Raw genomic sequence first — 20,149 nt, forward strand, 5'->3', positions numbered from 1 at the left:
CCTGTTTGGAATCACTGTGGAGCGTCCCATCACCCTTGATCCTCGTTCGCCGCTCGTGCTGGAGACACGCGAGCTCAGCAAGCGTCCCGGATCGATGCGGACCGTCCAGCGTACGGTGATTGCACCAGCTGATCTCGGAACGGTCGTCATCGGCATCCCTGAAGGCAGCGCGCTCAAGCTTGACCTGAGGCTCGAAGCTGTCCTCGAGGGGGTCCTCGTCTCTGGTTCCGTCGCTGGTCGGGCGGTCGGGGAGTGCGGGCGGTGCTTGGATGAGGTCGTCGAGGACGTGGACGTCGCCATCCAGGAGCTGTTCGTGTATCCCGAGCGTGCGAAAGCGGCTCAGGACGCGGGGGACGAAGAAGAGGAAGTGCTCGAGCTCCAGGACGATCTCATCGACCTAGAGCCTGTACTTCGGGATTCGGTAGTCACTGCACTACCATTCCAACCGTTGTGCTCACCGGACTGCCCGGGCCTGTGCTCTGAGTGTGGAGCGCGTCTGGCAGACGAGGGTGATCACAGTCATGACATAGTCGATCCCCGGTGGTCGACGTTACAGAGCATGTTCGACGAGACGAAAGAGAGCTAGCCGTGGCTGTTCCGAAGCGCAAGATGTCGCGCAGCAACACCCGTGCGCGTCGTTCGCAGTGGAAGACCACCGCTGCGAACCTCACGACCTGCCCCCAGTGCAAGGGCGACAAGCTGTCGCACATCGCATGCCCCACGTGCGGTACCTACAAGGGTCGCCAGTACGTCGAGGCGATGCGCACCGAGCACGCCAACTGATTCTTCGACGCTTCCCGCGTCACAAGACTCAGTCGAAAGGGTAGAGACCGGTGGCACCAAAGATTCAGCGTCAGGTCACACCGGCACACCAACTTCTCGAGAAGCTCGGGGTCCCACTGGACCCCGAGCTTCTCGTGCTTGCCCTGACCCACCGTTCGTTCGCGCACGAGGCCGGGGGCATCCCCACGAACGAACGGCTCGAGTTCCTCGGTGACGCCGTGCTCGGCCTCGTCTCTGCGGAAGCGCTCTACCGGAGGCACCCGGACCGACCGGAAGGTGAGCTCGCGAAGATGCGGGCCGCCACCGTGTCGCAGCGCGCCCTGGCAGCGATCGCTCGCAAGCTCGAGCTCGGCAAGTTCATCCTTCTCGGCAAGGGAGAGATGGGGACGGCTGGATACGACAAGGACTCGATCTTGTCGGACACCGTCGAGTCGCTCATCGGTGCCGTCTATCTCAGCCATGGTCTCGAGGTGGCCCGCGAGTTCGTGCACCGTCTCGTCGACGAGACTCTCGCGGTCGCGGCAGGCCTCGGCGCGGGCCTCGACTGGAAGACCTCGCTCCAGGAGACGGCCGCCGAGCACGGCCGCGGCGTCCCGGAGTATGTGAGCGAAGCAGAAGGCCCCGACCACGCACGCGTCTTCACCTCGCGGGTGATCGTCGACGGCGAGGTCCTGGGGACCGGGCACGGGAGCGCGAAGAAGCACGCCGAGCAGGTCGCCGCCCAGGAGGCGTACGAGACGCTCGTCGGGCGGCCGCTGCCCTCGTCCGCGTGACCCGGATCGCGGGACCGCGTGCCTGAGCTGCCCGAGGTCGAGACGGTGCGTGACGGTCTCGAGCGCTCTGTCCTCGGTACCGTCGTCGAGCACGTCGAGGTCTTTCGCGACTACAGCGTCCGCCGTCACACGGGCGGCCCGCGCGACTTCGAGGGGCAGCTCGCTGGTCGTGGTCTCGCGGCCGCCGTCCGTCGTGGCAAGTACCTGTGGATGCTGCTCGATGGCGGCGACGACGCGCTCATGGCGCACCTGGGCATGAGCGGTCAGCTTCTCGTGCGGACCGACGGCTCCACCGAGCCGGTGTCCCCGCACCTGAGAGTCCGGGTGTCGCTCCGGGACGCTGTCGGCCGAGCTCTCGCTCTCGACTTCGTCGACCAGCGCACGTTCGGTCATCTGAGCGTGGTCGAGCTCGCCCCGACCCCCGACGGTGCGCCCGGAGGCCTCGGCTCGGACCGGGCACTCGTGCCCGCGCCCGCTCTGCACATCGCCCGCGACCTGCTCGACCCCGTGCTGGCGGCCGGCACCCCGGGCCGTGAAGCGCTGGTCGACCGGATCCGGCGCCGTCGGACCGGCATCAAGCGCGCGGTCCTCGACCAGGCGGTGGTCTCCGGTATCGGGAACATCTATGCGGACGAGGCGCTCTGGCGTGCTCAGACGCACTATGCGCGCAGGACAGAGACCATGACCAGGCCCGCGATCCGCACCGTCCTCGACGCGGCGCAGGACGTCATGACCCAGGCGCTGGCGCAAGGCGGCACGAGCTTCGACGCGCTCTACGTCAACGTCAACGGCGCCTCCGGATACTTCGACCGGTCGCTCGACGCCTACGGGCGCGAGGGGAAACCCTGCCATCGGTGCGGTGCACCGATGCTGCGGGAGGAGTTCATGAACAGATCGTCGTTCCGGTGCCCGCAGTGCCAGCGCGTACCGCGAGCACCCCGCTGACGCCACGAGACCGTCGCCGAGGCGTTGAGAGCCGTGCGCAGCGCGTGCTCTGCGCCGAGCAGCCGTCTCGGTGAGGTGTAGTGTGCCTGCACCGAGGCGTGAGCCTATGGACGGCGCAAAGGAGCGGCAGCGTGGGTGCTTGGGGAACAGGTCCGTTCGAGAACGACGGCGCAGGCGAGCTGCTCGCCTCGATCCGCGCCGGCGGTCCCGTGTTCGACACGCTCGGTTGGGCGATCGACGACGACTATCTCGAGGTCGACGGTGGCCAGATCGCCCTCGCCCTCGTCGACCTCGCTCTTGTGTGCCTCGGCACGCGTACCCCGGCTCCGGCTCTCTCCGGTCTCGATCTCGCGCCCCTCGTCGCGGAGCTCTCGGGGGCGCGGCTCGACTGGATCCTCGCTCTCGCGGACCGCACGCTGAGCGGGACCGAGGCGTCCGAGCTCTACGAGCTGTGGGAGGAGACCGACACGCTCGCCGAGTGGCTTCGCCCTGCCGAACAGTCGGTCAGCGAGCTCAAGACGCACCGAGAACGTACCTGGGCCTAGAGCTGGTTGACCATCGGGCTCCCGGAGAGGAATGCCGCGAGGTTCCTCTCGATGAGCGGTTCGACGCCCAACGGTCGCCCGCCCGCTGCGTGCGGCGTGATGATGACGTTCGGAGCAGTCCACAGCGGGGAAGCAGAGCCGAGCGGCTCTCGTTCGAAGACGTCGAGGGCTGCTCCTCCGAGCGTTCCTGAGCGCAGAGCCACGTCGAGAGCGGCTTCGTCGACCGTCGTGCCGCGTCCGACGTTGATGACCCACGCACCGGTCTTGAGCTGGTCGATCCGAGCCGTGTCGAGGCTGTGGGCCGTCGCCGGCGTGGACGGGAGGATCATCACGAGGACGTCCGTCACCGCGAGCCGACCGGCGAGAGCGTCCTCGGTGATCACTGTGAAACCAGATCGCTCACCGGCCTGTGTCGCGACCCCCACGACGTGTGCGCCGAGCGACTCGAGGAGCGGTGCGAGACGTTGGGCGATCCCTCCGAAGCCCCAGATCGTCACCTCTCGGCCGCGGAGGGTGCCGAGGCCGGGGAAGCGGCTCGGCTCGGTGGACTGCAGGCCGCCGAGCTCGCTGGCCCACCTGCCCGCGAGCTGCGCGTCGTGCATGAGGTCGAGACGCCGTGCGGCGGCGAGCGCCAGCGCAAGCGTGTGCTCGGCGACAGGTCCGTCGTGGAGCGAGCGTCCGGAGGTGACCAGGACGTCGTGCCCAAAACCGGCTTCGGCGATGGTGTCGGGTCCTGCGGCGAGCGCCTGGATCCAGCGCAGCGAGGTGAGGCGCCGGGCGCTGTCCGCGAGCTGGGCCCGTGGGTTGCCCCAGGCGACGAGGACCTCGGCGTCCGTGTGCTCGTCGGGGACGGGAGAGGAGACGTCGTAGTCGACGAAGACCACGTCGTGACCTGTCGGGGCGGAGACTGGTGCCAGGGGCACGGATGTGGGGAGGAGAACCTTCATGGGCCTACCATGCCAAACTCTGAGGGCGATCGTCCGCACGCCCTGCGGTTCGGCGTCCAGGAGTTGTCTAAGATGCGAGGGTGGACAGTGTGAGCGAGAACCAGCCTGCCGATGCGCAGATCAGCGTCATGATCGTCGACGACCACGAGGTGGTGCGCCGAGGGATCGCCGAGGTGATCGACCGCGCCGAGGGGATGGGCGTCGTCGCCGAGGCGGGGAGCGTGGCCGAGGGGGTGCGACGGGCGGAGCTCGTCCACCCGCAGGTGATGCTCGTCGATCTCCAGCTTCCTGACGGTACGGGGATCGATCTCATGCGGACGCTGCGCGCGAGCCAGCCCGGGATCCGCGCGATCGTGCTCACGTCGTTCGACGACGACACCGCCCTCGCCGCGGCGCTCGAGGTCGGAGCGGCGGCCTACGTCCTCAAGAGCGTGCGTGGTGCTGAGATCGCTGACGTCGTGCGGGCTGTCGCTGCGGGCCGCGTGCTGCTCGACGAGCGAACGGTCACGCGTCGGCGCCGCGAGCACGACGACCCGACCGAGGACCTCACCCCGAGCGAGATCCGGGTGGTCGAGCTCATCGGCGACGGGATGTCGAACCGTGAGATCGCTGAGCGTCTGAGCATCGCCGAGAAGACAGTGAAGAACCACATCACGTCGCTCCTGGCGAAGATGGGGCTGCAGCGCAGGACCCAGGTAGCGGCCTGGGCCGCCGCACGACGCAACCACGCATGGGCTCAGGACCCGACGAAGTAGGAAACCCCAGCATCGGTGCTGGTCCCGGTGCAGGCCGTGACAGACCTTCACGCAGTCAGACGAGGGTGCTCCCGCCGCCGAGCTTGAGCGGCGCTGCCCACGTGAGCAGCGTCCCCCGCCCGGAGGGCGAGCTCTCGAGGCTCGACGTCCCGCCGTGCTGGCGAGCACGGGCAGCGACGTTCCAGGTACCGGACTTGCGTCCGCTCGGGGCGCCGAGACCGATGCCGTCGTCTTCGACCTCGACGGTGACGTTCGCCGGGACTCCCGCGTATGCGCCGTTGCCGGAGAGGACCGTCACCCGGACGGAGACCGAGGATGCTCGTGCGTGACGGGCAGCGTTCGCCAGTCCTTCGCGGACCACCGCCAGGATGTCGTCTGCGAGCGGCTGCGACACGAGGGCGTCCAGAGCCTCTTCGTCGTCGTCGATCGCTCCGAGGCTCGTGTCGTCGAGGGAGATGACGAGCGACGGTGCGAAGCCCAAGCCTGTCCGGGCGAGCGCGGACTCACGTCGCAGGCGTTCGACGAGACCTGTCGCGGCGTCGGGGTCGCGCAGGGAGTGGACGATGGACCGGATCTCGCGGACGGAGTTGTCCACGTTGTCGAGGGCTTCGTCGAGGATGGCGATGAGGCCCGCCTTGTCGAGGCCTCGTGCGGCCCGTCGACGGACGGTCTCCAGCTGCATGCCGGTCGCGAAGAGCTGTTGGATGGCGAGGTCGTGGAGGTCGCGTGCGATGCGCTCGCGCTCTTCGACGAGCTTTGTCAGTCCTTGGGCCTGACGCGCTTCGGTGAGCACGAGCGCGAGCGCAGCCTGGTCGGCGAAGGTCGAGGCCCGTTCGAGGTCCTTGCTGATGAACGACTCCTCGCCGTCCTTGCGGAGCAGGACGAGAACACCCACCGGCTTGTCGGCGGTGCCCATCGGGGCGTACAGGGCAGGTCCGTACTTGCGCATGGCGTCGAGGTTGAGGTTGCGTGCAGTCTTGAGCGACGGGACGAGGCGACCTTTGCCGGTCCGCAGAGCAGTCCACGAGAGACCTGTGTGCGGCATCGACAGACCGAGGAGCTCCTCGGAGCCCCATCCCCGGACGATCTCCATGACGAGCTCGCCCTTGAGCCCAGGAAGGACGAGGCAGGCTGCGTCTGCGTCGGCGATCTCTCGTGCGACGGAGACGATGTGCTCGAGGACGTCTTCTTCGGGTGTGCCGGAGAGCAGCATCGTCGTGATGTGGGCCCCTGCGCTCAACCAGCGCTCTCGCTCGACCGCGTCAGCTTCCATGGGCCTCACACGTCACCTCGTCATCATGTCGTCGTCGGATGCTGCACGGGCGTCGGGGGAGCCTCGACCAGCTCGGGCGTGGCCTCTGCCTCGACAGCCTCACGGTACGCGGTGCAGGTCTCGAGGAGCGCATCGTGGGTGCCTCGGGCGAGGATGCCGCCGGTCTCGAAGAAGATCACCTCGTCGACCGTGCGGAGCGCGCTGAGGCGGTGCGTCGCGATGATGAGCCCTCGTGCGTCGGGGCGGTCTCGGAGGGCGAGAAGATCGGTCACGAGCGTGTCGGCGGTCGTCGGGTCGAGGTGCTCCGCGGGCTCGTCGACGAGGAGCAGGGGAGCAGCGGAGCACAGGGCGCGGGCGACGAGGAGCCTGCGGCGTTCTCCTCCGGAGACGGTCCGCGCGTCGGGTCCGAGCTGGGTGTGCAGTCCGTCGGGCAAGGCGGTGAACCACGCCTCGAGGCCTGCGAGAGCGAGCGCCGCGGCCGCCTCGTCCTCAGTGGTGCTCCCGCGTGCGACCCGGAGGTTCTCGAGCACCGACGTGTCGAAGACATGGGCGTCTTCTGTGGTGAGGACCACGGTGGCGGCGACAGTCGGGCGGGGGAGCGTCCCGACGTCGCAACCGTCGAGGACCAGCTCACCTGCAACGGGTGGCAGGAGACCGGCGAGGGTCATGAGAACGGTCGTCTTTCCTGTCCCGCTCGGCCCGACGATCGCGACCGCCCGCCCTGGGCGCACCTCGAGGTCGAGGCCGGAGACGACCGGGGCGCGGTCGGGCCACCCGCAGACGAGCCCTGACGCGACGAGGTGTCCCTCGGACGGGTGGTGCTCGACAGTTCCGCCCGGGTCGGTCTCCGGAGCCGAGGCAGCCTGGAGGGCAGAGGGTGTGCCCGCGCTGTCGAGGAGCGCGAGGACCCGGATCGCGGCCTGCCGTGATCGGGAGATCTGGATCGCGGCGGCGGGGAGCGCCTGGACCGCCTCGAAGGCGGCCAGCGGGGTGAGGACCACGACGGCCAGCGCGACCGGCGCGAGCGTCCCGGCTGCGACGGCAGGGACAGCAAGGAGGAGAGCCCCGAGCACGGCCGCCCCGACAGCGAAGGTGCCGAGCGCCGACGCGGCTCCTGAGGTCCGGGCCCCACGGTCTGTCGAGGCGGCGAGCCGCTGGTCTGCGGTGTGGAGGCTCGCGAGTCGCTCGTCGAGGTGACCTGAGACCGTGAGGACAGACGCGTCGTCGACGATCTCTTGGGCGAGCGCAGCCATGTCGGACCGCGCGGCGCTGCCGTCCACCTCGGTGGTGCGGGCTCCGACGGCTGCGAACCACGGTGCGACGACACCAGCAAGGACGAGGCACGCTGCGAGGGCAAGGGCCGCTCCTGGGTGCAGCGCGCCCACGAGGACGGTCGAGGCGACCGCGAGGACCGCCGCGACCGCAGAGGGGAAGAGCCCGCGCACGACGACGTCACCGACCGAGTCGACGTCGGCTCCGACCCGAGCGAGCAGGTCGCCTCGGCGCAAGGACGCCACCGACTCGAGACGGCCGACGGAGAGGGACTCGTAGATCCGCGTCCGGAGCGTGGACATCCCGCTCAACGCGATCGTGTGGGACGCCAGCCGCTCGAGATAGCGCAGGACTCCGCGGGAGATGCCGAAGAACCGCACAGCGACCGTCGCGACGGAGAGGGTGAGGACCGGGGGCATCTGCGATGCCCGAGCGATGAGCCAGGCCGAGACCGCGGCGAGCGCGATCGCGCTGCCGAGCGCGAGGACGCCGAGGAGCACCGCTCCAGCGGCGCGCCGCTTGGACACACCGAGGAGCGCGACGGCGCGCCAGAGCGGGTCGCGCCTCATGCGTGCACCGCGGCAGGAGCAACGGCGGTCGGGGCGATCGTCTCTGAGCGGACCTCGACGACGTCGTCCGCCACCGCGACCAGACTCGGCCGGTGCGCGACGAGCACGACCGTCCGGCCGGCGTCGCGCAGCGCACGGACCGAGTCGAGGACCTGAGTCTCCGAGAGCGCGTCGAGATGAGCGGTCGGCTCGTCGAGGACGACGAGCTGTTCCGTGCCCAGCAGGGCTGCAGTCAGGGCGACCCTCTGGCGCTGCCCGACGCTCAGCCCGACACCACCGTGCCCGATGATCGTGTCCAGCCCGGCCGGGAGCGTGCGGAGCACGTCGTTCAGGCCGGTGAGGTGGGCGACGGCGCGCAGGCGCTCTTCGGCGTCCGTGCCGGCGCTCGTGTCGTCGAGCAGGTCCTCGCCGCGCGGCCCACGTCCGCCGAGCGCGGACCGGATGGTGCCGGGCGGGAGCGCGGTCCGCTGCGGGAGCCAGGTGACCTGCTCGCGCCAGCTCACGGGGTCGATGTCAGCAAGGGCATGACCGTCGACGCGCACGTCGCCCACGTCCGGTGTCAGCAGACCGAGGAGCGCGAGCACAGTCGTCGTCTTGCCAGATCCGCTCGAGCCGACGAGCGCGACGATCCGCCCAGGACGGATCGTGCACGTGAGACCTGCGGGCGCGCGAACACCTCGGCCAGGCGCGTCGACGCCGACGTCTTCCAGCACGATCGTCGCGTGGCGCAGGTCCGGTGCGGGGAGCGTCCCGACGCTCGGTGCCTCGATCTCGAGGACGTCGAACGCCTTCTGCGCGGCGGTGATCCCGTCGAGCGAGGCGTGAAAGTGCACGCCGATCTGCCGGAGCGGCTGGTACACCTCGGGAGCGAGGATGAGCACGGCGAGCGCGCTCTCGAGCCCGACGTCACCGTGCACGAGACGCAGACCGATGCCGACGGCGACGAGCGCGACGGACAACGTGGTGAGCAGCTCGAGAACCATGCCGGAGAGGAAAGCGACGCGCAGCGTGCCCATCGTCGACCGGGTGTAGGCCTCGCCCAGCTCTCGCACACGCTTCGCGGGACCGTGCTCGCGGCCGAACGCACGCAGGGTGGGAAGGCCCGCGAGGAGGTCGAGGGACTGCGCGCCGAGGCGCTCCATGACTGCGAGCCGGCGCTGGGAGGTCGACTGGGTGAGCTGGCCGACGAGGATCATGAAGATCGGCACGAGCGGGATCGTCAGCGTGATGATGACCGCGGAGATCCAGTCGAGGCCTGCGACCACGAGGAGCGTCGCGGGGGTCACGGTCACCGCGAGGAGCAGCTGCGGGAGGTACCGCACGAGGTAGGGCGCGAGGTCGTCGAGGCCACGGGTCGCGAGCGTCACGACGTCGGTCCCTCGGCCGGACGCCGACCAGCGTGGCCCCAGGTGCGCGGCCCTGGCGACGAGCTGGGCCCGCAGGTCCATGATCACGCGCGCTGCGGCGCGGTGGGCGTAGCGCTCTTGGACGCCGCCGACGATCGTCCGCAGGAGGACGACGACGAGCAACCAGTGGAGCTGGGTCGCGATGTCCTGGAGCCCCGCGCCGCTGCTGACGACCGGCGCGAGCGCGGCCGCGACGAGGAGCGCCTGCGCGACGACGAGCGCAGACGTCGCGAGACCTGTGCCGGTGACGAGCAGGATGTACCCGCGGGCAGGAGCCGCGAAGCGCAGCAGCCGCGGGTCGAGCGGTTTCACGCTGGGTCGCGCGGGACCGACAGGCTCGGCAGTCCGATGGGCTCTGGGATGTGGTGGACGCCGAGACGCTTGCGGAACACCCAGTAGGTCCAGCCCTGGTACAGCAGGACGAGCGGTGTGAGGATGACGGCGACCCAGGTCATGAGCGTCAGGGTGTAGTCCGTGGAGGACGCGTTGGTCACGGTGAGGGAGTTCGCGGGGTCGAGAGCCGGCATGACGTCGGGGTACATGGACCCGAAGATGAGCACGACGGCCGCGACGATGGAGACGGCAGACAAGGTGAACGCCCACCCTTCACGCGCTCGGGAGTTCGCGACGACGACCCCGACGAGCGCTGCAGCGGCGACGGCCACGGCCGCCCAGGTCCACGTGACGGAGTACGCGAGCTGGGCCCACACGGCCCAGGAGCCGGCGACGAGGACGCTCGCGACCGAGAAGTACCCGGCCAGGCGTCGTGCCTCCACCCGCGTCTCGCCCTCTGTCTTCAGCGCGAGGAACACGGCGCCGTGGGTGAGGAAGAGGAGCAGGGTGACGGCGCCGCCGAGGAGGGCGAAGGGGGACAGCAGCGACCAGAACCCACCGATGAACTCGTGGTCGGCGTCGAGCTCGACACCGCGGACGAGGTTGGCGAACGCCACGCCCCAGAGGATGGACGGGAGCCAGGAGCCGACGATGATCCCCTGGTCGCACCGTCGCTGCCAGGTGGCGTCGTTGATCTTGCTCCGGTACTCGAAGGAGATCCCGCGCAGGATGAGGGCGATGAGGATCATGAACAGCGGGACGTAGAACCCGGAGAACATGGTGGCGTACCACTCGGGGAACGCAGCGAACGTGGCGCCACCAGCAGTGAGCAGCCACACCTCGTTGCCGTCCCAGACGGGGCCGATCGTGTTGATGATCAGGCGCCGTTCCTTCTCCTTGCGACCGAGGACGGGCAGGAGCATGCCGACCCCGAAGTCGAAGCCCTCGAGGACGAGGTAGCCGGTCCACAGGACGGCGATGAGGACGAACCAGACGATGTGAAGATCCATGAGTCAGATGTCTTTTCTCGCGGGGCGCAGGTCAGTACGCGAAGGACAACGGGCGGTCGGTCGCGTCGTCGTCGCGCGCCTCGGGGGAGTCGTCGTGCACGGTGCCTGGAGCACCTTCGACCATGTAGCGCCAGATGAGCCGACCCCAGACGATGGTGAGCACGGTGTAGACGATCGTGAAGATGACCATCGAACCGAGGACCACGGCGGGTCCTTGAGCGGTCGAGACGCCGCGCTCGGTGAGCATGCGGATCGCGTCGATACCCGTCGGGTTCGGGGCGACCACCCACGGCTGTCGACCCGTCTCGGTGAAGATCCAGCCGAAGGACGAGGCGAGGAACGGTGTCGGGATCGCGATGAGCCCGACGCGTGCGAGCCACGGGTTGTCGCTGACGCGGCCCTTGCGGGTGAGCCACAGAGCGAGCAGCGCCAGTGCGGCGGAGCCGGCGCCGAGGCCGATCATGAGGCGAAAGCTCCAGTAGGTGAGCGCGAGGTTGGGCGAGTAGTCGACAGGATTCCCTGCGGCGTCGACGTCGCCGTAGCGCTCCTCGTACTGCTCCTGGATGTCGTTGACGCCCGGGAGGTAGGAGTCGAAGCTGCCGTCTGCGAGGAAGCTTGTCGCTCCAGGGATGGACAGGACGTGCGTCACTCCCTCGCAGCTGTTGGAGAGGTCACCGAGGGTGAGGATCGAGAAGCTCGCTCCTGTCTCGCCTTCGCAGAGCGCTTCGGCGGCGGCCATCTTCATCGGCTGCTGGTCGAACATGAGCTTGGCCTGTGAGTCTCCGGAGATGCCGATGCCGATGCCGGAGACGATCATGGCGACCAGGCCGAGCACGAGTGCCGGGCGGTACACGTCGCGTGCGACGTCGCTGCGTCCTTTGCGGACCTCGCGGACCATCCACCAGGCGGCGATGCCGGCGACGAAGGTCCCGGCGGTCAGCCAGGCCGCGGTGATCGTGTGCGGGAACGCTGCCAGCAGCGTCGGGTTGGTGAGAACGGCGCCGATGTCGTTCATCTCGGCACGGTCGGTCACTGGGTTGTAGATCGCCCCGACGGGGTGCTGCATCCAGGAGTTCGCGGCGAGGATGAAGAAGGCTGAGAGGTTGGTCGCGATCGCGACCGCCCAGATGCACGCGAGGTGGATCTTCTTCGACAACTTGTCCCATCCGAAGATCCACAGACCGAGGAAGGTCGACTCGACGAAGAACGCGGCGAGCGCCTCCATCGCCAGCGGCGCTCCGAACACGTCTCCGACGAACCGCGAGTAGTCGCTCCAGTTCATGCCGAACTGGAACTCCTGGACGATGCCGGTGACGACGCCGATGGCGAAGTTGATGAGGAGCAGCTTGCCGAAGAACTTCGTCAGCTTGAGCCATCGCTCGTTGCCCGTGCGCACCCACGCTGTCTGCATGATCGCCACGAGCGGCGCGAGACCGATCGTGAGGGGGACGTAGAAGAAGTGATAGACGGTGGTGATGGCGAACTGCCACCGTGCTAGGTCGAGGACGTCCACGATGCTCCAGGGGCTCGGGCGGTGTGCGGGGCGCGCCAGGCGCGGGATGGCTCTGGATCGACGCTATGGCGTCGGCATCGGGGTCTCTAGGACCTAGGTCCCGGGATCTTCGCGGCGCCTCGTGCAGGTTGTGTGACGTTGGTCTCGGGTGTGCTGTGCGATACTGGATACGGCTCAAGGTAACCACACGCCTTCGAGGCCGAGATTGTGATCGTAGCAACCGCGAATCGCGGATTGTGGAGCGCCGCAGCCGGGACAACACCCCGACAGCCTGGCGCCCACGTCGCTCGCCCTTGCCGCGTACCGATACCGACGACTTCCGTCGCAGCCGTACGGCTGACGACGACTGAACCGCCCCCGGGGCGCCGCTCGTGTGGGGCGGGGCTCTCATCGGGGCACCTGGAGCACACCACGTGACGCTCGACAACAGCACGACACCCGAATCATCCAGCACGACCGGGGCGGATGCCGCCCCCGTGAAGAAGCCCGCTCGCCGTCGCGTCACCCGACAGGCTGCCGCGCCCCAGCCTGGGGACACCCCCGCTCCTGACGGGTCGGCCCCGGCTGCAGCGCCGCCCGCACCCGATGCCGTCGCCCCTCCTGCGGCTCGCCCGGAGCGCGTCGCGCCAGCACTCGACGTCCTCGCCGAGTTCTCCCCGCCTGCGCCCGTCGCCGCCGAGCCCCCCAAGCGTCGCCGTGCGACGTCCTCCGGACGGGCCGCCGCCCGCGCCGCAGTTCTCGACGCCGCTGTGCCCGACGCGGTCGAGCCCGCCCCCGCAGCGTCGACCAGCGCTCCCGCGTCCGACGAGGTCGGGGCCGCGCCGGCGCGCCGCAGCCGGTCACGAGCGAAGAGCCCGTCGACCGGGCACACCACGCCGTCTCACGACGACGAGGTTGCCACGCTCGACGTGGTCGCCTCTGTCGCGGCGCTCGCATCACGGACGCCTGCCGACGACGCCCCTGCACAGCCCGCTCGCGCACGCCGGACACGCAGTGCAGGCCGCGCGACGAGCGCGCCCGCCGAGCAGGCGCCTGCACAGAGCGTTCCAACGACACAGAGCGCTCCGCTGGCTCCTTCTGAGCCGACTGTCGTCATCGAGCCGCCTGTCGAGGCGACGACCCCTGTCGAGGCGGAGTCCGGCGAGCCGCGTCGCTCGACCCGCACCCGGGGGAGCCGTCGAGCCACGAGCGCGCCCCGCTCGACGACGCCCGAGGCCTCCTCCGAGCCCGAGAGCACCTCTACGGTCGCCGAACCGGACCGTGCACAGGATGCTGCGCCGACGACGACCGACTCCCGGTCAGATGCTTCAGGGAGCGCCGCGGCCTCAGAGAGCACTGCAGACTCAGACAGCGCTGTTGCTCCAGAGAAGTCTGCGCCCACACGCTCGCGCCGGTCGAGGGTGACACGGCAGGCTGCGCCTGCGTCGTCCGAGGCGCAGGTCGTTGCCCCAACCGAGGAGGCCGTCGAGGCTGAGACCTCCGCCGACGAGGAGCCAGCAGCCCCTCGACGATCGACCACTGCACTCCTCTTCCAGGCTCCGGACGCCTCGGCGGCGCGGACGGGACGCCGGCGCGCACAGTCGCCGGCCGGACCGCCGAAGCCGGTCGTCGCACCCGAGCCCGGCGACGAGGACGGTGCTGACGACGCAGACGTCGATGAGCTCGACACAGACGAGACCGTCGCGGTCACGGAGCGCGTCGAGCGCTCTGTCGACGCTCGCGGGACCACCAGCACCGAGGACGACGACGAAGACGAGGACGACGACAGCTCTGCTGAGGCGAACGACGGACCACGTCGTCGTCGTCGTCGTGGTGGACGCGGTCGTCGGAACCGTGGCGGCTCGGACAACCAGCCGCAGGACGAGAACGACGACGCCTCCGACGACGAGCAGGGCTCCGCAGGGACCTCTGACTCTGCTGATGCGCAGCGCTCGGAGGACTCCGACGACGAGCAGCAGACAGCGGGTCGCTCGCGCCGACGCTCACGCACCTCGGGAGTCGCTCAGCCCGGTGCGGGCCAGGCCGACGACGACGAGGACGCTTCCTCGGACGACTCTGACACCGACAACGACGACTCTGACGAGAGCGGCTCCAGCCGTCGCCGTCGCCGTCGCCGCCGTGGCGGCCGCGGCACCGAGGCCGAGGCTCCCGCACAGGCAGCTCCACGCAGCCCGGCTCGCGGACGCACGGCCTCGGACGAGGTCACCGCGCTCAAGGGGTCGACCCGACTGGAGGCGAAGCGCCAGCGCCGCCGTGAGGGACGTGACGCAGGCCGCCGCCGCTCGGTCATCACCGAAGCGGAGTTCCTCGCACGCCGGGAGAGCGTCGACCGGTCGATGATCGTCCGGGAGCGCAACGGTCGGACCCAGATCGCTGTGCTCGAGGACGGCGTGCTCGTCGAGCACTATGTCTCGCAGCAGTCGCAGGCCTCCATGGCCGGCAACGTGTACCTCGGTCGGGTGCAGAACGTCCTGCCGAGCATGGAGGCAGCCTTCGTCGACGTCGGCAAGGGACGCAACGCCGTGCTCTACGCCGGAGAGGTGAACTGGGACGCAGCAGGCCTAGAAGGCGCGCCTCGGCGCATCGAGCAGGCACTGAAGTCTGGCGACCCGGTCCTCGTCCAGGTGACGAAGGACCCGATCGGCCACAAGGGTGCTCGGCTCACCTCACAGGTCACGCTCGCGGGTCGCTACCTCGTCTACGTGCCCGGTGGCGGCATGACCGGCATCTCGCGCAAGCTACCTGACACCGAGCGTGCCCGCCTCAAGAAGATCCTGCGCGAGGTCGTTCCCGAGAGCGCAGGCGTCATCGTGCGGACCGCAGCCGAGGGAGCGAGCGAAGAGGAGCTCCGTGCGGACATCGCACGTCTGCAGCTGCAGTGGGAGGCCATCCAGAAGAAGTCCAAGAGCGCGTCGGCACCGGCGCTGCTCCAGGGCGAGCCGGATCTCGCGATCCGGGTCGTGCGTGACATCTTCAACGACGACTTCCGCTCGCTGACCATCTCTGGCCAGAGCGCGTGGTCGGAGATCTCCGAGTACGTCAACGAGCTCGCTCCGGATCTCGCAGACCGCGTGACCCGGTGGACGAGCGAGAAGGACGTGTTCGGTGAGGCTCGTATCGACGAGCAGCTCGCCAAGGGGATGGACCGCAAGGTGTGGCTGCCGTCTGGCGGGTCGCTCGTCATCGACCGCACGGAGGCCATGACAGTCGTCGACGTCAACACCGGCAAGTTCACGGGCTCCGGCGGGACTCTCGAAGAGACGGTCACGCGCAACAACCTCGAGGCCGCCGAGGAGATCGTCCGTCAGCTGCGGCTGCGGGACATCGGCGGGATCATCGTCATCGACTTCATCGACATGGTCCTGGAGTCCAACCGTGACCTCGTGCTGCGCCGCCTCGTCGAGTGCCTCGGACGGGACCGCACCAAGCACCAGGTGGCCGAGGTGACGTCGCTCGGTCTTGTGCAGATGACCCGCAAGCGCGTGGGCCAGGGCCTCGTCGAGGCCTTCAGCGAGACCTGCGAGCACTGCAACGGTCGTGGCTTCATCGTCCAGGACGAGCCGATCGAGAAGTACACGCAAGCGGGTACGCCCGGGGCGGAGCCTGCTGCTGAGCACGGCCACGACACGGGAGAGGCGAAGCGTTCTCGCCGCAAGCGTCCGGCCGGCAAGGACGAGACGCCCGAGCCGTCGAGCGCACCGTCGCTCCCTGAGGCGCGCGAAGCGGTCAAGATGACCCTCGCGACCATCGCGGCGGCGGCGGCGCACGCTCACGACCACGACCACGACCAGGCGGGTGAAGACGCTTCACCGGTCGAGGGGAAGACGGCCGCATCCAGCGACGTCGATCCGAGCGAGCGGAGCCAGCCTGCAGCACCTGTCCTCGATGTGCTGGCCGAGTTCGGTGGAGCGCGTCCTGCACCCGGAGCGGACGTCGAGACGGTGGTCGTGGAGGAGCCGGTCGAGAGCGAGCGGGCGGATGCCACGTTTCCCGGCACCGACGAGCCAGCAGCCGACGAGGCGCCAGTCCCTGCCCCAGACGGGGCTGGCACGGCTCCTGACGAGGCTCCGTCGCACGACTGACAGCCAAGGCTGATCCCCGCGAGGGGCGCAGGCGCTGCTGACGGCGCACACGGGTGCGGTGCCGGACCACTGGTCCGGCACCGCACCCGTTGCTCGTGGGGTATGAGACGCGACACATCGATGGGGTCTCTGACGGCAGAACAGCGCTGCAACGCGGCGCTCCCGCGCATCGGCCGGCTCACGCGGAGGAACCGCTCGGGAACGTGACGTGACGTGCACGTCGGAGTAGGGCATGATGGGCGGTGGAGCCGTGCGGCTCCACCCGGGTTCGTCGCTCATTTGACCCTGAGCCCAGGATTCCGTAATCTTGGATGTCGGCGCGATTTGGTTCGTGCTGGTCCCGCGTGCTCCCAAGCCGATTCAGGCCTTGGTGATGAGCGCGCAGTTGAGACTAAGAGAGATGAGCAGCAACGTGGTGTACGCGATCGTCAAGGCCGGTGGCCGCCAGGAGAAGGTTTCCGTTGGTGACGTCGTCGTCGTCGACCGACTTTCCGGCGACGCTGGCGATACCGTCGAACTGCCCGCGCTGCTTCTGGTTGACGGGGAGAAGGTGACCACCGACGCGACGAAGCTCGCGAAGGTCAAGGTCAGCGCAGAGATCGTCCGGGACGAGAAGGGCCCGAAGATCATCATTCTCAAGTTCAAGAACAAGACCGGGTACCGCAAGCGTCAGGGACACCGTCAGCAGCTGACGCGTCTCAAGGTCACCGAGATCAAGTAGTTCCTCCTCGCAGAGGGCTGGTGCCTGCTGCGCAAGGTTTATTCAGACACTCTTCAGCAGGAAAGCAGGTTCCGCCATGGCACACAAGAAAGGCGCGAGTTCCTCGCGCAACGGTCGCGACTCGAACGCCCAGCGCCTCGGTGTCAAGCGTTTCGGTGGTCAGGTTGTCAGCGCCGGCGAGATCATCGTCCGTCAGCGTGGGACGCACTTCCACCCCGGCCTGAACGTCGGCCGTGGCGGCGACGACACGCTCTTCGCTCTCGCAGCAGGTGCTGTCCAGTTCGGCCGTCGTCGTGGTCGTAAGGTCATCGACATCGTCGAGGCCGCTGTCTGACGATCAGACACGCACAAGCTTTGTGAAGAGAGGGGCGCACCTGTCGGTGCGCCCCTCTCTTCAGTTCACCGGCCGCTGGTCGACGACCAGCCCGTCCGGTCGCGTCATCCTGTACATTCCGTAGCCGTCTTCTCGCGCTTCCTGAGCTCTTCTGATTGGTTGATCCATGGCTTCGTTTGTTGACCGAGTGGTCCTGCACGCCTCCGGCGGGAGCGGTGGCAACGGTTGCGCGTCGATCGCCCGTGAAAAGTTCAAGCCGCTCGCCGGTCCAGACGGTGGAAACGGCGGCAGCGGCGGGTCCGTCATCATCCGCGTCGATGCTCAGGAGACCACCCTTCTCGAGTTCCACCACAGCCCGCACCGGCACGCATCGTCCGGGACGCAGGGGATGGGGGACCACCGTCAGGGCTCGAACGGCGACGACCTCGTCCTCGCGGTCCCGTCGGGCACCGTCGTGAAGGACCGCGACGGGAAGATCCTTGCCGACCTCGTCGGTGACGGAGCCGAGTTCGTCGCAGCACCGGGCGGGCACGGCGGGCTGGGCAACGCGGCCCTCTCCTCGAAGCGTCGCAAGGCTCCGGGCTTCGCCCTCCTCGGTGAGCCCGGTGAAGAGCAAGAGATCGTCCTCGAGCTCAAGACCATCGCTGACGTCGCCCTCGTCGGCTACCCGAGCGCGGGAAAGTCGAGCCTCATCGCCGCCATCTCCAAGGCGCGTCCGAAGATCGCGGACTATCCCTTCACGACGCTCGTCCCCAACCTCGGTGTCGTCGAGGCCGGCGGGTCACGCTATACGGTCGCCGACGTGCCGGGGCTCATCCCTGGCGCCAGCGAAGGCAAGGGCCTCGGGCTCGAGTTCCTCCGGCACGTCGAGCGCTGCGCTGTCATGGTGCACGTCCTCGACTGCGCGACCCTCGAGCAGGGGCGCGACCCGATGAGCGACCTCGAGACCATCGAGGCGGAGCTCGCAGCGTACGCGGGCGACCTCGAGATCACCGGAGGACGCGTACCGCTCAACGACCGTCCGCGGCTCATCGTCCTCAACAAGATCGATGTCCCTGAGGGGCGCGAGCTCGCCGAGCTCGTCCGGCCCGAGCTCGAGGCGCGCGGCGTGAAGGTGTTCGAGGTCTCCGCCGTGAGCCACGAGGGACTGCGCAACCTCACCTACGCGCTCGGTGAGTACGTCGAGCGGGCCAGAAAGTTTGCGCCGGCGGTCGAACCGGTGCGGACCGTCCTGCGCCCGAAGGCTGTCGACGACGCAGGCTTCACCGTCCAGCGCAAGGAGTCCGGTGGGCAACCGTACTTCGAGGTGCGAGGCAGCAAGCCCGAGCGCTGGGTGCGCCAGACAGACTTCTCCAACGACGAGGCCGTGGGGTATCTCGCGGACCGGCTCGCGACGCTCGGTATCGAGAAGCAGCTCTTCAAGGTGGGCGCCGTCGCAGGCGACGAGGTCCGTATCGGTCCGGAGACGAACGCCGTGATCTTCGACTGGGAGCCCACACTGGTCTCCGGATCCGAGCTGCTCGGCGGGCCACGCGGCACCGACGTCCGCTTGGAAGACTCTGCTCGACCGACCCGAGGCGACAAGCGTCGCCAGTACACCGAACGGATGGACGCGAAGACCGAGGCTCGAGCTGAGCTGTGGACCGAGCGCGAAGCCGGCGTGTGGACCGACCCGAACCTCGAAGACGGTCCCGTCGACCACTGAGACACGAGAGGATCACCCGTGAACGAACCGCAGGTAGATCAGTCCCCCCGGGGACTGTTGAAAGAGGCGCAGCGCGTCGTCGTGAAGATCGGCTCGTCGTCGCTCACGGCGCAGGACGGCCATCTCGATGTCGCCGCCCTGCGCGGGTTGGTCGACGTCATCGCGGCGCGGCACGCAGAAGGCAAGCACGTCGTGCTCGTGACGTCTGGTGCGATCGCAGCAGGCTTCGGCCCGCTCGGTCTCGGTTCACGTCCTAAGGACCTCGCGACCGCTCAGGCGACCGCGGCCGTCGGCCAGGGACTGCTCGTCGCGCAGTACACCGAAGCGTTCGCCGCACACGGCGTGCGCGTCGGGCAGGTCCTGCTCACGGCCGAGGACACGGTGCGACGCGGTCACTACCGCAACGCCCAACGCTCCCTCGAGCGGTTGCTCGACCTCGGAGTGGTGCCGATCGTCAACGAGAACGACGCGGTGGCGACGGACAAGCTCCGTTTCGGCGACAACGACCGCCTCGCAGCTCTCGTCTCGCACCTCGTGCACGCCGACCTCATGATCCTTCTCACGGACGTCGACGGACTGTATGACGGCCCGCCCACGCGCCCAGGGGCGAAGCGCATCCGAGAGGTCCGCAGCCCTGCTGACATCGAGCACGTCGAGGTCACGTCCTCTGGCAGCGCTGTCGGGACAGGCGGCATGATCACGAAGCTCGAGTCTGTGTCGATCGCCACCGCGTCCGGCATCCCGGTCGTCCTCACGCTGGCGAGCAACGTGGCCGGCGCCCTCGCGGGCGACGAGGTCGGCACCTTCTTCGCCGTGACAGGCAAGAGCAGCTCCCGCAGACGCCTCTGGCTCCAGTACGCGGCGAAGGCTCGCGGACGGCTCGTGCTCGACGACGGAGCGGTGCGTGCGGTGCTCGGAGGGACGGCTTCTCTGCTGCCCGCGGGGATCACAGCCGTGGAAGGGTCGTTCGAGTCGGACGACCCTGTCGAGCTCGTGGACCCGTCTGGTCGCGTCGTGGCTCGTGGACTCGTCTCCTACGACTCGACGGAGATCCCCGAGCTTCTCGGCAGGTCGACGGGCGAGCTGCGCGACGTGCTGGGCGAAGGCTATGACCGCGCAGTGGTGCACCGGGACTACCTCGTCCTCGTGCGCCGTGGCCGCCGTTCGTCCTGAGAGGCAACGT

At 68.9% G+C, this 20,149-nt stretch carries 17 protein-coding genes; 11 read left to right on the forward strand and 6 right to left on the reverse strand.

All coding sequences use genetic code 11. The features are described 5' to 3' along the window. Positions 1-16 precede the first annotated feature (16 nt). The 5 genes from ATL42_RS02790 to ATL42_RS02810 all read left to right on the forward strand — a co-directional run bounded on the left by ATL42_RS02790 (position 17) and on the right by ATL42_RS02810 (position 3,046). The gene (locus ATL42_RS02790; RefSeq protein ID WP_098454046.1) at positions 17-586 is read left to right on the forward strand and encodes a YceD family protein; all 570 of its coding nucleotides are present in this window, start codon (positions 17-19) and stop codon (positions 584-586) included. A gap of 2 nt (positions 587-588) precedes the next feature. Next, a complete protein-coding gene (gene rpmF / locus ATL42_RS02795; RefSeq protein WP_098454047.1) occupies positions 589-783 on the forward strand; it encodes a 50S ribosomal protein L32 in 195 nt (64 codons plus the stop codon). 50 nt (positions 784-833) lie between these two features. Then, positions 834-1,556, forward strand: a complete 723-nt coding sequence (gene rnc, locus ATL42_RS02800) for a ribonuclease III (protein WP_211281769.1) — start codon at positions 834-836, stop codon at positions 1,554-1,556. An 18-nt stretch (positions 1,557-1,574) separates the two neighbouring features. Then, the gene (gene mutM, locus ATL42_RS02805; RefSeq protein WP_098454048.1) at positions 1,575-2,501 is read left to right on the forward strand and encodes a bifunctional DNA-formamidopyrimidine glycosylase/DNA-(apurinic or apyrimidinic site) lyase; all 927 of its coding nucleotides are present in this window, start codon (positions 1,575-1,577) and stop codon (positions 2,499-2,501) included. Positions 2,502-2,632: 131 nt separating this feature from the next. Next, on the forward strand, positions 2,633-3,046 hold the full coding sequence (locus tag ATL42_RS02810) for a DUF4259 domain-containing protein (RefSeq protein ID WP_098454049.1): 414 nt from the start codon (positions 2,633-2,635) through the stop codon (positions 3,044-3,046). On the opposite strand, the gene ATL42_RS02815 is transcribed toward ATL42_RS02810, so the two are convergent. Beyond that, the gene (locus ATL42_RS02815) at positions 3,043-3,993 is read right to left on the reverse strand and encodes an NAD(P)-dependent oxidoreductase (protein WP_098454050.1); all 951 of its coding nucleotides are present in this window, start codon (positions 3,991-3,993) and stop codon (positions 3,043-3,045) included. The two genes, ATL42_RS02810 and ATL42_RS02815, sit on opposite strands and share 4 nt — an antisense overlap. A gap of 128 nt (positions 3,994-4,121) precedes the next feature. Here ATL42_RS02815 and ATL42_RS02820 point away from each other — a divergent pair, with 128 nt between their 5' ends. Beyond that, a complete protein-coding gene (locus tag ATL42_RS02820) occupies positions 4,122-4,748 on the forward strand; it encodes a response regulator (protein ID WP_211281850.1) in 627 nt (208 codons plus the stop codon). 55 nt (positions 4,749-4,803) lie between these two features. Here ATL42_RS02820 and ATL42_RS02825 read toward each other — a convergent pair whose 3' ends face one another. The 5 genes from ATL42_RS02825 to ATL42_RS02845 are packed head-to-tail and all read right to left on the reverse strand — an operon-like array spanning position 4,804 to position 12,124. After that, positions 4,804-6,021, reverse strand: a complete 1,218-nt coding sequence (locus ATL42_RS02825) for a sensor histidine kinase (protein ID WP_098454052.1) — start codon at positions 6,019-6,021, stop codon at positions 4,804-4,806. Between the two features lie 23 nt (positions 6,022-6,044). Further along, on the reverse strand, positions 6,045-7,862 hold the full coding sequence (gene cydC / locus ATL42_RS02830) for a thiol reductant ABC exporter subunit CydC (protein WP_098454053.1): 1,818 nt from the start codon (positions 7,860-7,862) through the stop codon (positions 6,045-6,047). Beyond that, the gene (cydD, locus tag ATL42_RS02835; protein ID WP_098454054.1) at positions 7,859-9,580 is read right to left on the reverse strand and encodes a thiol reductant ABC exporter subunit CydD; all 1,722 of its coding nucleotides are present in this window, start codon (positions 9,578-9,580) and stop codon (positions 7,859-7,861) included. Before cydD ends, cydC begins: the two co-directional genes overlap by 4 nt. Then, the gene (gene cydB / locus ATL42_RS02840) at positions 9,577-10,611 is read right to left on the reverse strand and encodes a cytochrome d ubiquinol oxidase subunit II (protein ID WP_098454055.1); all 1,035 of its coding nucleotides are present in this window, start codon (positions 10,609-10,611) and stop codon (positions 9,577-9,579) included. Before cydB ends, cydD begins: the two co-directional genes overlap by 4 nt. 31 nt (positions 10,612-10,642) lie before the next feature. Next, on the reverse strand, positions 10,643-12,124 hold the full coding sequence (locus ATL42_RS02845; RefSeq protein ID WP_098454056.1) for a cytochrome ubiquinol oxidase subunit I: 1,482 nt from the start codon (positions 12,122-12,124) through the stop codon (positions 10,643-10,645). Between the two features lie 413 nt (positions 12,125-12,537). On the opposite strand from ATL42_RS02845, the gene ATL42_RS02850 reads away from it, so the two are divergent. From ATL42_RS02850 to proB, 5 genes are all read left to right on the forward strand, one after another. After that, positions 12,538-16,206, forward strand: coding sequence for a ribonuclease E/G (locus ATL42_RS02850; RefSeq protein WP_245862046.1), 3,669 nt, complete (start codon positions 12,538-12,540; stop codon positions 16,204-16,206). Positions 16,207-16,618: 412 nt separating this feature from the next. Continuing rightward, entirely contained in the window at positions 16,619-16,927 is a 309-nt protein-coding gene (gene rplU, locus ATL42_RS02855) for a 50S ribosomal protein L21 (protein ID WP_211281851.1), read from the forward strand. Between the two features lie 76 nt (positions 16,928-17,003). After that, complete coding sequence (rpmA, locus tag ATL42_RS02860; protein WP_098454058.1) at positions 17,004-17,261, forward strand: 50S ribosomal protein L27; 258 nt, start codon at positions 17,004-17,006, stop codon at positions 17,259-17,261. 166 nt (positions 17,262-17,427) lie between these two features. Continuing rightward, on the forward strand, positions 17,428-18,966 hold the full coding sequence (gene obgE, locus ATL42_RS02865; protein ID WP_098454059.1) for a GTPase ObgE: 1,539 nt from the start codon (positions 17,428-17,430) through the stop codon (positions 18,964-18,966). A gap of 18 nt (positions 18,967-18,984) precedes the next feature. After that, on the forward strand, positions 18,985-20,139 hold the full coding sequence (proB, locus tag ATL42_RS02870) for a glutamate 5-kinase (protein ID WP_098454060.1): 1,155 nt from the start codon (positions 18,985-18,987) through the stop codon (positions 20,137-20,139). Positions 20,140-20,149: the final 10 nt, after the last annotated feature.

This window comes from Sanguibacter antarcticus (assembly GCF_002564005.1).
Lineage (GTDB): Bacteria > Actinomycetota > Actinomycetes > Actinomycetales > Cellulomonadaceae > Sanguibacter > Sanguibacter antarcticus.